The 12,094-nt window shown below is 70.4% G+C and carries 12 protein-coding genes; all 12 read left to right on the forward strand.

The features are described 5' to 3' along the window. Nucleotides 1-4: 4 nt before the first annotated feature. The 12 genes from coaD to AC1MEY_RS05500 all read left to right on the forward strand — a co-directional run bounded on the left by coaD (nt 5) and on the right by AC1MEY_RS05500 (nt 12,084). On the forward strand, nt 5-481 hold the full coding sequence (gene coaD / locus AC1MEY_RS05445) for a pantetheine-phosphate adenylyltransferase (protein WP_480229691.1): 477 nt from the start codon (nt 5-7) through the stop codon (nt 479-481). Nucleotides 482-560: 79 nt separating this feature from the next. Then, nucleotides 561-1,127 carry a hemerythrin domain-containing protein gene (locus AC1MEY_RS05450; protein ID WP_480229692.1) on the forward strand — a complete coding sequence of 189 codons (567 nt, stop codon included), beginning with the start codon at nt 561-563 and terminating at the stop codon, nt 1,125-1,127. A gap of 113 nt (nt 1,128-1,240) precedes the next feature. Next, nucleotides 1,241-1,978: a cell division protein SepIVA gene (sepIVA, locus tag AC1MEY_RS05455; RefSeq protein ID WP_480229693.1), complete on the forward strand. Its 738-nt coding sequence runs from the start codon at nt 1,241-1,243 to the stop codon at nt 1,976-1,978. A 45-nt stretch (nt 1,979-2,023) separates the two neighbouring features. Further along, nucleotides 2,024-2,632 (forward strand): YceD family protein, encoded by a 609-nt coding sequence (locus tag AC1MEY_RS05460; RefSeq protein WP_480229694.1) that lies wholly within the window; start codon nt 2,024-2,026, stop codon nt 2,630-2,632. Then, entirely contained in the window at nt 2,629-3,354 is a 726-nt protein-coding gene (gene rnc / locus AC1MEY_RS05465) for a ribonuclease III (RefSeq protein WP_480229695.1), read from the forward strand. The genes AC1MEY_RS05460 and rnc overlap by 4 nt, the downstream gene beginning before the upstream one ends. Then, on the forward strand, nt 3,347-4,222 hold the full coding sequence (mutM, locus tag AC1MEY_RS05470) for a bifunctional DNA-formamidopyrimidine glycosylase/DNA-(apurinic or apyrimidinic site) lyase (protein ID WP_480229696.1): 876 nt from the start codon (nt 3,347-3,349) through the stop codon (nt 4,220-4,222). Before rnc ends, mutM begins: the two co-directional genes overlap by 8 nt. A 111-nt stretch (nt 4,223-4,333) precedes the next feature. Then, complete coding sequence (locus AC1MEY_RS05475; protein WP_480229697.1) at nt 4,334-4,750, forward strand: OsmC family protein; 417 nt, start codon at nt 4,334-4,336, stop codon at nt 4,748-4,750. Continuing rightward, nucleotides 4,734-5,030, forward strand: a complete 297-nt coding sequence (locus AC1MEY_RS05480; protein ID WP_480229698.1) for an acylphosphatase — start codon at nt 4,734-4,736, stop codon at nt 5,028-5,030. The genes AC1MEY_RS05475 and AC1MEY_RS05480 overlap by 17 nt, the downstream gene beginning before the upstream one ends. Nucleotides 5,031-5,077: 47 nt before the next feature. Continuing rightward, nucleotides 5,078-8,674 carry a chromosome segregation protein SMC gene (smc, locus tag AC1MEY_RS05485; RefSeq protein ID WP_480229699.1) on the forward strand — a complete coding sequence of 1,199 codons (3,597 nt, stop codon included), beginning with the start codon at nt 5,078-5,080 and terminating at the stop codon, nt 8,672-8,674. A 69-nt stretch (nt 8,675-8,743) separates the two neighbouring features. Continuing rightward, entirely contained in the window at nt 8,744-10,156 is a 1,413-nt protein-coding gene (gene ftsY, locus AC1MEY_RS05490; protein WP_480231314.1) for a signal recognition particle-docking protein FtsY, read from the forward strand. A gap of 175 nt (nt 10,157-10,331) precedes the next feature. Further along, nucleotides 10,332-11,705: an ammonium transporter gene (locus AC1MEY_RS05495; RefSeq protein ID WP_480229700.1), complete on the forward strand. Its 1,374-nt coding sequence runs from the start codon at nt 10,332-10,334 to the stop codon at nt 11,703-11,705. 40 nt (nt 11,706-11,745) lie between these two features. Beyond that, nucleotides 11,746-12,084 carry a P-II family nitrogen regulator gene (locus AC1MEY_RS05500; RefSeq protein WP_163798060.1) on the forward strand — a complete coding sequence of 113 codons (339 nt, stop codon included), beginning with the start codon at nt 11,746-11,748 and terminating at the stop codon, nt 12,082-12,084. The last annotated feature ends 10 nt before the right edge of the window (nt 12,085-12,094 follow it).

A 12,094-nucleotide genomic window follows, 5' to 3' on the forward strand; every position in this document is an offset into this window, starting at 1 on the left:
TGCCATGAGCGGCGCGGTATGCCCAGGTTCGTTCGATCCGGTCACCCTCGGCCACGTCGACGTGTTCGAGCGGGCGTGCGCCCAATTCGACGAGATCGTCGTCGCGGTCCTGGTGAACCCCAACAAGAAGGGGTTGTTCACCGCCGACGAGCGCATCGACCTCATCCGGGAATCGACCACGCACCTGCCGAACCTGCGCGTGGAGGCCGGGCAGGGCCTGGTCGTGGACTTCGCGAAGGCCCGGGGGATGACGGCGATCGTCAAGGGTCTGCGCAGCGGCACCGACTTCGAATACGAACTGCCGATGGCGCAGATGAACTCCCACGTCGCTGGCGTCGACACGTTCTTCATCGCCGCCGACCCCCGCTACTCGTACGTGTCGTCGTCGCTGGCGAAGGAGGTCGCCGGTCTCGGCGGTGACGTCTCCGACCTGCTCCCGCAGCCCGTCAACGACAGGCTGCGGGCCAAGCTCAAGGGTTGAGATCGGCGCGGCGGGGAATCACGGGAGCAGGCGTCGACAGCCCCCGGCGCCCCACCACACCCACACCGGAGATCTCCCCATGGTCGAGACATTCGTCCAGTCCACCGACGACGTCGTCAGGTTCCTCAAGGATCAGCACAACCTGATCCGAGACATGTTCGAAGAGGTGTTCTCCGCGTCGACGACCGAGGCGCGCCAGACCGCCTTCACCGAACTGCGCCAGTTGCTGGCCGTGCACGAGACGTCCGAGGAGATGGTGGTGCACCCCGTGGTCCGGCGCGAGGTCGACGGCGGCGACCTCATCGTCGACGCCCGCGTCAAGGAGGAGCACGACGCCAAGGAGCACCTGTCGGCCCTCGACGCGATGGACGTCGGATCCGACGAGTTCCTCGCCGAACTGGTGCTGTTCCGCGGCGCGGTGATCGACCACGCCGAGCGCGAGGAGATCGAGGAGTTCGACAAGCTGGTGCGGGAGGTCGACGCGGCCGATCTGCAGCGCATGGCCGCCGCCGTGATCGCGGCGCAGGCGATCGCGCCTACCCGGCCGCATCCCGGCGTCGAGTCGGCCAAACGCAACTTCCTCGTCGGGCCCGTCGCGTCGGTCCTCGACCGTGCTCGCGACGCCATCGACAACGTGCTGAAGTAGCCGGCCCACCCGCCTGGCGAACACGCGGAGGCGACACACCGCCGTCGTTGCGCAGTCACAGGAGTAACACCAGGCACACTGGTCTCAACAACTGAGCCTGGGAGGGTGTCGCCGTGTACCGAGTTTTCGAAGCGCTCGATGAGCTGGGGGCGATCGTGGAAGAGGCCCGTGGCGTGCCGATGACGGCAGGCTGCATGGTGCCGCGAGGCGACGTGCTCGAACTCCTCGACGACATCAAGGATGCGATCCCGGGCGAGCTGGACGACGCGCAGGACGTCCTCGACGCGCGTGACGCGATGCTGCGCGACGCCAAGGAGCACGCCGACACGATGGTCGGCAATGCGACCGCAGAAGCGGATTCGCTGCTCAACCACTCCCGCGCCGAGGCCGATCGGCTGCTCGCCGACGCCAAGGCCCAGGCCGACCGCATGGTCGCCGACGCCCGCCAGCACAGCGAGCGCATGGTCGGCGACGCCCGCTCCGAGGCCGAACGCATTGCGGCGACCGCGAAGCGGGAGTACGAGGCGAGCACCGGCCGGGCCAAGGCCGAGGCCGACCGCCTCATCGAAAGCGGAAACCTGGCCTACGAGAAGGCCGTTCAGGAAGGCATCAAGGAGCAGCAGCGCCTGGTCGCCCAGACCGAGATCGTCCAGACCGCCACCATGGAGGCGACCAGGATGATCGACTCCGCCCACGCCGAGGCGGACCGGCTCCGCGGCGAATGCGACATCTACGTCGACAGCAAGCTCGCAGAGTTCGAGGACTACCTCAACGGGACGCTGCGCTCGGTGGGACGTGGACGTCATCAGCTGCGCACAGCGGCCGGCACCCACGACTACGCCCAACGCTGACCTCGGCGTCACGCGCGGCACTGACCCTCGCCTAACGGTCGTAGAATGGCGTCCATGGCAGGGACGAAGGGGCAGCACGCACGGCCCAACCACCGATCCCCATTCGTCATCGACGTCTCGCGACTCGGCCGGCGACCCGGATCCATGCAGGAACTCCACGACACGGTGCCCGCGCCGGGCCGCATCGGTCTCGACCTGATCGCGATCCAGAAGGACGCACCGGTCGAACTCGACCTGCGGCTCGAAGCGGTGTCCGAGGGCGTGCTGGTGACGGGGACGGTGTCCGCGGACACCGCGGGGGACTGCGCCCGGTGCCTGGCGCCGGTGACCGGTCACGTCGAGATCGACCTGACCGAGCTGTACGCCTACCCGGACAGCGCCACCGAGGCGACCACCGAGACCGACGAGGTCGGCCACGTCCTGGACGACACCGTCGACCTCGAACAGCCGATCGTCGACGCCGTCGGGCTCGCGCTGCCGTTCGCGCCGCTGTGCACCGACGACTGCGCGGGGCTGTGCTCGGAGTGCGGCACCCGCCTCGCCGACGCCGAGCCCGATCACCACCACGACGTGATCGATCCCCGCTGGGCGAAACTCACCGCCCTGCTGCCCACCGACTCGGACGCCCCCGGCGTCGACGGGAACCGCGCGTGACGGTGGAGCGGGCGCAGTTGCTCGCCGCCCTCGGGGTGGACCTCCCGGACGACAAGCTCACCATCGCGCTGACCCACCGCAGCTACGCCTTCGAGAACGGCGGGCTGCCCACCAACGAGCGGCTCGAGTTCCTCGGCGACGCCGTCCTGGGACTGCTGATCGCCGACATCCTCATCCAGCGCCACCCCGACAGCCCCGAGGGCGAGCTGGCCAAGCTGCGCAACAGCATCGTCAACACCCAGGCGCTGGCCACCGTCGGACGCACCCTGGCCGACGTCGGTCTCGGTGCGTTCCTGCTGCTGGGCCGCGGCGAGATCGTCACCGGCGGCGCCGACAAGGCCAGCATCCTGGCCGACGGCGTCGAGGCGCTCCTCGGGGCGGTGTACTCCGAGCACGGCTTCGACGCCGCCCGCGGCGTGGTGCTGCGACTCTTCGGCGAACTGCTGGACGCCGCACCAGGACTCGGGGCGGCTCTCGAATGGAAGTCGAGCCTGCAGGAACTCACCGTCGCCCGCGGTCTCGGCGTCCCCAAGTACGTCGTCACCTCCGACGGCCCCGATCACGACCGGGTGTTCACCGCGATCGTCCTCGTCGACGGCGAGGAGTACGGCACCGGCATCGGCAGCACCAAGAAGGACGCCGAGATCAAGGCGGCCGCGCAGGCGTGGACGACCCTCGATTCGGAGGTCGCGCAGATCCCGCCGCCCACCGACGATGCCTGAGCTGCCCGAGGTCGAGGTGGTCCGGCGCGGGCTGGACGCCCACGTCACCGGCAGGACCATCACCGCGGTCCGCGTGCACCACCTGCGCGCGGTCCGGCGCCACGAACCCGGCCCCGCCGACCTCACCGCACGTCTGCTCGGCGCCGAGGTGCTCGGCACCGGCAGGCGGGGCAAGTTCCTGTGGCTGGCGCTCGGCGGTCCCGACCGTCCCGCGGAGGCACTGGTGGTGCACCTCGGGATGAGCGGCCAGATGCTGCTCGGCCCCATCGCGAAGACCGACCACCTGCGCATCGCGGCGCTCCTCGACGACGGGACCGCGCTCAGCTTCATCGACCAGCGCACGTTCGGCGGCTGGATGCTCGCCGACCTCGTCACCGTCGACGGCACCGACCTGCCGGCGCCGGTGGCGCACATCGCGCGCGACCCCCTGGACCCCGAGTTCGACCGCGACGCGGTGGTAAAGGTGTTGAAGCGCAAGCACTCCGAGATCAAGCGTCAGCTCCTCGACCAGACCGTGGTGTCCGGCATCGGCAACATCTACGCCGACGAGTCGCTGTGGCGCGCCAAGGTGAACGGCGCCCGGCTGGCCGAGTCGCTGACCAAGCCCAAGCTCGCCGAGATCCTGGACCATGCGGCCGACGTGATGCGCGACGCGCTCAGCCAGGGCGGCACGTCGTTCGACTCGCTGTACGTCAACGTCAACGGCGAGTCGGGCTACTTCGACCGGTCGCTGGACGCCTACGGCCAGGAGGGGCGGCCGTGCCGGCGGTGCGGGACGGAGATGCGGCGGGAGAAGTTCATGAACCGCTCGTCGTTCTACTGCCCGCGGTGCCAGCCGCGGCCGCGTCAGCCGAAGCCGAGCCGGTGACGAATAGACCGCCGAGCGTGCGCGTTGTTCGTCTCGTGCCCGGCGTGTCGCCTGCAAACACGCCCGCTCGCCGGATGAGGTTCGCCGGATGACCAGAGAAGAGGAACCGTCATGACCGAACTGTGGGTCGAACGCACCGGGGTGCGGCGCTACACCGGGCGCAGCTCGCGGGGCGCCGAGGTGCTCGTCGGGTCCGAGGACGTCGAGGGCGTCTTCACCCCCGGCGAGCTGCTGAAGATCGCTCTCGCCGCGTGCAGCGGACTGTCCAGCGACCACCCGCTGCGGGCCCGGCTCGGCGACGACTACCAAACCACCATCCGCGTGTCCGGCGACGCCGACCGCGATCAGGAGCGCTACCCGCTGCTCGAGGAGAACCTCGAAGTCGACCTGTCCGCGCTCAGCCCCGAGGACGTCGCGAAGCTCGCGACCATCGTCGAGCGCTCGATCGACAAGGTCTGCACCGTCGGCCGCACCCTGAAGAGCGGCACCGAGGTGCGGTTCGGGATCACCGATGTCGGACGCGACTGACCCCGACGACGCGGTCCGGCTGACCGCCTGGGTCCACGGCCGGGTGCAGGGCGTCGGCTTCCGCTGGTGGACCCGGGCGCGGGCACTCGAACTCGGGCTCACCGGCTTCGCCGCCAACAAGCCCGACGGACGGGTGCACGTCGTCGCACAAGGCCCGCGACCGGCGTGTGAAAGTCTGCTCGACCTGCTGCGGAGCGATTCGACACCCGGTCACGTCGACCGCGTCGTCGAGGACTGGGCACCCGCCGGCGACCCCATGGTCGGCTTCGTCGAGCGGTAGCTCGCGCGCGCCGGATCGCGACGGTGCCGAACGGTAAGGTGCCCGTCATGCATCTGAAGAGTCTGACGCTGAAGGGCTTCAAGTCCTTCGCCTCGCCGACGACTCTGCGCTTCGAGCCGGGAATCACGTGCGTCGTCGGGCCGAACGGATCGGGTAAGTCCAACGTGGTCGACGCGCTGACGTGGGTCATGGGCGAGCAGGGCGCCAAGACCCTGCGCGGCGGCAAGATGGAGGACGTCATCTTCGCCGGCACGTCGTCGCGCGCGCCGCTGGGCCGCGCCGAGGTGACGCTGACGATCGACAACTCCGACAACGCGCTGCCGATCGAGTACTCCGAGGTGTCCATCACCCGCCGAATGTTCCGCGACGGCGCCGGCGAGTACGAGATCAACGGCAGCAGTTGCCGTTTGATGGACGTCCAGGAACTGCTGAGCGACTCCGGCATCGGCCGCGAGATGCACGTCATCGTCGGTCAGGGCAAGCTCTCGGAGATCCTCGAGTCGCGTCCCGAGGACCGGCGGGCCTTCATCGAGGAGGCCGCGGGCGTGCTCAAGCACCGCAAGCGCAAGGAGAAGGCGGTCCGCAAGCTCGACTCCATGTCGGCGAACCTGGCCCGCCTGACCGACCTGACCACCGAACTGCGCCGCCAACTCAAGCCGCTGGGCCGCCAGGCCGAGATGGCCCGCCGCGCCCAGACCATCCAGGCCGATCTGCGAGACGCCCGCCTGCGGTTGGCCGCCGACGACATCGTGACCCGGCAGACCGAGTTCGACGACACCAACCAGGCCGAGACCACCCTGCGTCGCGAGCACGACGAGGTCACCACCCGGCTCGAGACGGCGAGCCTCGAACTGTCGGCGCACGAGGCGGCGGTCAGCGGGCTCTCCGAGCGTGCAGAGGCCGCGCAGCAGACGTGGTTCCGGCTCTCCGCGCTCGCCGAACGGGTCAGCGCCACCGTCCGCATCGCCCGCGACCGCACACAACTCCTCGACGCGGACGTGCAGACGTCGCAGGGGCGGGATCCCGACGAACTCGACGCGGAGGCCGAGGAGGTCGCCGACGAGGAGCGCCAACTCCTCGAGGACCTCGAGGAGTGCCGGCTGCGCCTCGAGACGGCCCGCGAGGAACTCGCCGACCGGGAGCAGACCGCGGCGGACGCCGAGCGCGCCCACATGGCGGCGGCCCGCGCCGAGGCCGACCGGCGCGAGGGCCTGGCCCGCCTCGCCGGCCAGGTCGACACCATGCGCACGCGGGTCGAGTCCACCGACGAGACCGTCGCCCGCCTGACGTCGGGCATCGAGGACGCCGCCGCGCGCACCGAGTTGGCGCGCACCGAGTTCGAGACCGTGCAGAGCCGCGTCGGCGAGCTGGATGCCGGCGAGGCCGGTCTCGACGACCACCACGACCGCACCGTCGCCGCGCTCCGCCTCGCCGACGAGCGGGTCTCCGAGCTGCAGGCCGCCGAGCGGAGCGCGGAACGCCAGGTGGCATCGCTGCGCGCCCGCATCGACGCCCTGTCCGTCGGCTTGGAACGCCGGGACGGCGCCGCCTGGCTGCAGGACAACCGCGGCGGCCCGTGGCTGTTCGGCTCGGTGGCCAAGCTGGTCCGGGTCCGCGAGGGCTACGAGGCCGCGGTCGCCGCCGTGCTCGGCCCGGCCGCCGACGCGCTGGCCGCCGAGGACTTCGGGGCGGCCAGCTCCGCCGTTGCGGCGCTCAAGGAGGCCGACGGGGGACGCGCGGCGCTCGTGCTCGGCGACTGGCCGGCGGACCTCGACGCCCACCGCGGCGCAGCGGGCGACCTGCCGCAGGGGGTGACGTGGGCGCTCGACCTGGTGGACGCCCCGGCGCGGCTGCGCGGCGCGCTGGTGGCGCTGCTCGGTCAGGTCGCGGTGGTCACCGATCTGGATGCCGCCCGACGGCTCGTGGCGGAGCGGCCCCGGCTGCGCGCGGTCACCGTCGACGGCGACCTGGTGGGCGCCGGGTGGATCAGCGGCGGCTCCGACCGCAAGGTCAGCACCCTGGAGATCGCGTCCGACATCGAGAAGTCGACGCGCGAACTCGAGAGCTACGAGCGGCAGGTGGGCGAGCTGGCCGCCGCCCTGGACGGCGCGCTGACCGAGCAGCGGGCACGTCAGGACGCCGCCGAACAGGCGCTCGCCGCACTCAACGAGTCCGACGCCGCGATCTCCTCGATCTACGAACAGCTCGGCAGGCTCGGCCAAGAGGCCCGCCTCGCCGACGAGGAGTGGCAGCGACTGATCCGCCAGCGCGACGAACTCGAGACCAGCCGGTCGCAGACGGTCGAGGAACTGGCCGAGCTGGAGTCGCGGCTCACCAACGCCCAGCAGGTGCCGACAATGGACTCCGCGCCGGCGGACCGGCAGGTGTCGACGGCGGCTGCCGAGGCCGCCCGCGCCGCGGAGGTCGAGGCCCGGCTGGCGGTGCGCACCGCCGAGGAACGCGCGAATGCCGTTCGCGGACGGGCTGATTCGCTACGGCGCGCCGCGGCCGCCGAGCGGGAGGCGCGGCTGCGGGCCCAACGCGCCCAGCAGGCCCGCGAGCAGGCGTCGAAGGTGGCCGCCGCCGTCGAGGAGTCGGGTCGGCTGGTCGCGGCGCGGCTCGCCGAGGCCGTCGCGGTCGCCTCCCGCACCCGCGACCACCTCGCCGAGGAGCGCAAGGTCCGCGCCGAGGGGCTGACCCGGTCGCGCGCCGAGACCACCGAACTCACCACCCGGCTCAACGCCCTCACCGACGCGCTGCACCGCGACGAGGTCGCCAAGGCCCAGGCCGCGCTGCGCATCGAACAGCTCGAGGCCCAGGCGCTCGAGCAGTTCGGCATGGCCGTCGCCGACCTGGTCGCCGAGTACGGGCCGCAGACCTCGCTGCCGCCGTCGGAACTCGAGATGGCCGAGTACGAGCAGGCCCGCGAGCGCGGCGAGCAGGTGACCGAACCGGCGCCCATGCCGTTCGACCGCCCCACCCAGGAGCGGCGCGCCAAGAAGGCCGAACGCGAACTGGCCGAACTGGGCCGGGTGAACCCGCTGGCGCTCGAGGAGTTCGCGGCCCTCGAGGAGCGCTACAACTTCCTGTCGACCCAGCTGGAGGACGTGAAGGCCGCCCGCAAGGACCTGCTCGACGTGATCGCCGACGTCGACGACCGCATCCTGCAGGTGTTCGCCGAGGCCTACGCCGACGTCGAGCGGGAGTTCACCGGCGTGTTCGCGTCACTGTTCCCGGGCGGCGAGGGCAGGCTGCTGCTGACCAACCCCGACGACATGCTGACGACGGGCATCGAGGTCGAGGCCCGCCCGCCCGGCAAGAAGGTGAAGCGGCTCTCGCTGCTGTCCGGCGGCGAGAAGTCGCTGACCGCGGTGGCGATGCTGGTGGCGATCTTCCGGGCCCGCCCGTCGCCGTTCTACATCATGGACGAGGTCGAGGCCGCGCTCGACGACGTCAACCTGCGCCGGCTGCTGGGGCTCTTCGAGCAGCTGCGGGAGCGGTCACAGCTGATCGTCATCACCCACCAGAAGCCGACGATGGAGATCGCCGACGCGCTCTACGGCGTGACGATGCAGGGCGACGGCATCACGCAGGTGATCTCGCAGCGGATGCGGGGTCACGAACTGCCCGCGGCCACCGGGTGACGCGGGCCGGGGTCACCGGTGGTCGTCACGATCACCGCCCCCTGAGACAATGACGCCGTGACCGAGATACTGCCTCTAGGCGTGTGGATCGCGATCGCGGTCGTCGCGATCCTGCTCATCGTCGCCCTCGTCGTCGGACTGCTCCGCTATCGCCGGCGACGGATCAGCCTGTCGGCCCCCGACACGACCACCCAGCTCGACAAGTCGGGCGGCTACACGGCGTCGACGGGGATCACGTTCAGCCAGTCGGCGCCGACGGCCCCCGCGGAGCGCCCCACACCGCCGCGGCGTCCCCGGCTCGACACCAGCGGTCTGCCCGCGGTGGGCGACGACGCCACCGTCCCGCGCGACGCACCCAAGCGGCCCATCGCCGACGTGCGGCTGCCCGACCCCGTCGAGGTCGAGCCCGAACCGCCCGCGACCCCCGCGGAGCCCACCGAGACCGTCGAACCCGTCCTCGAGCCGGAGACCGACGAGCCCGTCCTCGAGCCCGAAACCGTAGAGCCCGAGACCGTCGAGCCCGAACCGCCTGCCGAGCCCACCGTCGACCTGTCGGGCATCGAGCCCGCCGAGGGCCGGCTCGAGCGGCTGCGCGGCCGGCTGTCCAAGTCCCAGGGAGCCCTCGGCCGCAGCATGCTCGGCCTGCTCGGTGGCGGCGATCTCGACGAGGACTCCTGGGAGGCCATCGAGGACGTCCTGCTGATCGCCGACCTCGGCCCCGTCGTCACGCAGTCCGTGGTGGCGGCGCTGCGCGTGCGGATGGCCAGCAGCACCGTGCGCACCGAGGCCGACGCCCGTGCCGTCCTGCGCGACGTGCTGATCTCCGAGCTGTATCCCGAGATGGACCGGTCGATCCGGGCGCTGCCGCACGAGGACAAGCCGTCGGTGCTGCTCGTCGTCGGTGTGAACGGCACCGGTAAGACGACCACCGTCGGGAAGCTGGCGCGCGTACTGGTCGCCGACGGCAGGCGCGTCGTGCTGGGGGCGGCGGACACGTTCCGTGCCGCGGCCGCCGACCAGTTGCAGAGTTGGGCGTCGCGCGTGGGCGCCGACGTCGTCCGCGGCCCCGAGGGCGCCGATCCGGCGTCGGTCGCGTTCGACGCCGTCGACCGCGGCATCGCCTCGGGCGCCGACGTGGTCGTCATCGACACCGCGGGCCGCCTGCACACCAAGACCGGCCTGATGGACGAACTCGGCAAGGTCAAGCGCGTGGTCGGCAAGCGGGCCGAGGTCGACGAGGTTCTGCTGGTGCTCGACGCGACGATCGGCCAGAACGGCCTGCCCCAGGCACGGGTGTTCGCCGAGGTCGTGGACATCACGGGCGTGGTGCTGACGAAGCTGGACGGTACGGCCAAGGGCGGAATCGTCTTTCGCGTGCAGCAGGAACTCGGCGTCCCGGTGAAGCTCGTCGGGCTCGGCGAGGGCCCCGACGACCTTGCCCCGTTCGAGCCCGCGGCGTTCGTCGACGCGTTGCTCGGCTAGGGGCCGGCGCGGTCGCTTCTACCACCGTTCGCCGTGGGGAAACACAGGTGTAACAGGTGGGGCCGATCCGTTCACGTCGGCGAAACACCTGCGATTCACCGATGAAACGACGGCGTCGGAGTCTCTTCGGGAGGCCGATTCACGTCGGCGCACTTCCCAAGGAGGTTCACACAAAGTGCTCTTAGCCTTACCAGACGAGATGTTCGCGCCATTCGGTGCGGGCGACGGCATGCTGAGTGCCGGCGATACGGCCTGGGTGCTCACCTCGGCCGCGTTGGTGCTGTTCATGACGCCGGGCCTGGCGTTCTTCTACGGCGGCCTGTCCCGCCAGAAGTCCGTCCTGAACATGATGATGATGTCGTTCGGCTCGATGGGGCTGGTCAGCGTCATCTACGTGCTGTGGGGCTACTCGATGTCGTTCTCCTCGGCGCACACCGGCGAGAGTGACATCGCGGGGATCTTCGACAATCCGTTCTCGCTGTTCGGCGTGAGCCAACTGCTCGAGACCAAGGAACTCGCCGACGGCCAGACCGGTTACGTGCTCGGCGGCTTCGGCACCGTGCCCGCGATCGTGTGGGTGGCGTTCCAGTTGACCTTCGCCGTCATCACGGTGGCGCTCATCAGCGGTTCGGTCGCCGAGCGCATGAAGTTCGGGACGTGGATGCTGTTCGGCGGCATCTGGGTGACCCTGGTGTACTTCCCGCTGTCGCACATGGTGTGGGGCGGCGGCCTGCTGTCGGGTAGCGAGAAGGGCATCGCCGCCAAGCTGTTCGGCGTCGACGAGGAGGGCGCGGCCAACGTGGCGCCCATCGACTTCGCCGGTGGCACCGTGGTGCACATCAACGCCGGCATGGCGGGTCTGGTCCTGGCGCTGCTGCTCGGCAAGCGAGCGGGCTTCGGCAAGACCGCATTCCGTCCGCACAACATCCCCTTCGTGATGCTGGGCGCCGCCATCCTGTGGTTCGGCTGGTTCGGCTTCAACGTCGGCTCGGAGGGTGCGGCCGACATGATCGCCGGTCAGGTGTGGGTGAACACCACCGCGGCCACCGCGGCGGCCATGCTGTCCTGGCTGGTCGTCGAGCGCCTCCGGGACGGACACGCCACCAGCGTGGGCGCGGCATCCGGTGTGGTCGCCGGCCTGGTCGCCATCACCCCGGCGTGCGGTGCCCTGACCCCCATCGGGTCGCTGGGCCTCGGTGCGGTGGCCGGTGTGCTCTCCGCACTCGCCATCGGCCTGAAATACAAGTTCGGCTACGACGATTCGCTCGACGTCGTCGGCGTCCACCTGGTCGCCGGACTGTGGGGCACCATCGGCATCGGCTTCCTGGCCTACTCCGCCGACGGGTCACCGGGCCTGCTCTACGGCGGCGACGCGAAGCAACTCGTGGTGCAGATCGTGATCGCGCTGTCGGCGGTCATCTTCACCGGCATCATGACCGTGATCATCGCGTTCGTCGTCAAGCCGCTGGGCTGGCGGATCGACAGGGAGTCCGAGGACACCGGCATCGATGAGACCGAGCACGCGGAAACTGCTTATGAACTCGCTTGATCGGGAACAATCGACTGTGTCTTTGGAAGGGATCGACTAAATGAAGCTGATCACTGCGATCGTCAAGCCGTTCACACTCGAGGACGTGAAGACCGGTCTGGAGCAGACCGGCATCCTCGGAATGACCGTCAGCGAAGTTCAGGGTTACGGACGGCAGAAGGGCCACACCGAGGTCTACCGCGGTGCGGAGTACTCCGTCGACTTCGTCCCGAAGGTTCGGGTCGAGGTGCTGGTGGACGACTCGGCCGTCGACAAGGTGGTGGACGTCATCGTCCAGGCCGCGCGCACCGGAAAGATCGGTGACGGCAAGGTCTGGGTCAGTTCCGTGGACACGGTGGTGCGCGTGCGCACCGGCGAGCGGGGAACCGACGCCATCTGATTCTCCCGCG

The organism is Mycobacterium sp. PTI7, from assembly GCF_056679845.1.

Bases quoted from the DNA above. Each gene is read 5' to 3' on its own strand.
- coaD (WP_480229691.1), top strand. From the start codon at position 5: ATGAGCGGCGCGGTATGCCCAGGTTCGTTCGATCCGGTCACCCTCGGC.
- AC1MEY_RS05450 (WP_480229692.1), top strand. From the start codon at position 561: ATGGTCGAGACATTCGTCCAGTCCACCGACGACGTCGTCAGGTTCCTC.
- AC1MEY_RS05460 (WP_480229694.1), top strand. From the start codon at position 2,024: ATGGCGTCCATGGCAGGGACGAAGGGGCAGCACGCACGGCCCAACCAC.
- mutM (WP_480229696.1), top strand. From the start codon at position 3,347: ATGCCTGAGCTGCCCGAGGTCGAGGTGGTCCGGCGCGGGCTGGACGCC.
- AC1MEY_RS05475 (WP_480229697.1), top strand. From the start codon at position 4,334: ATGACCGAACTGTGGGTCGAACGCACCGGGGTGCGGCGCTACACCGGG.
- AC1MEY_RS05480 (WP_480229698.1), top strand. From the start codon at position 4,734: ATGTCGGACGCGACTGACCCCGACGACGCGGTCCGGCTGACCGCCTGG.
- smc (WP_480229699.1), top strand. From the start codon at position 5,078: ATGCATCTGAAGAGTCTGACGCTGAAGGGCTTCAAGTCCTTCGCCTCG.
- AC1MEY_RS05500 (WP_163798060.1), top strand. From the start codon at position 11,746: ATGAAGCTGATCACTGCGATCGTCAAGCCGTTCACACTCGAGGACGTG.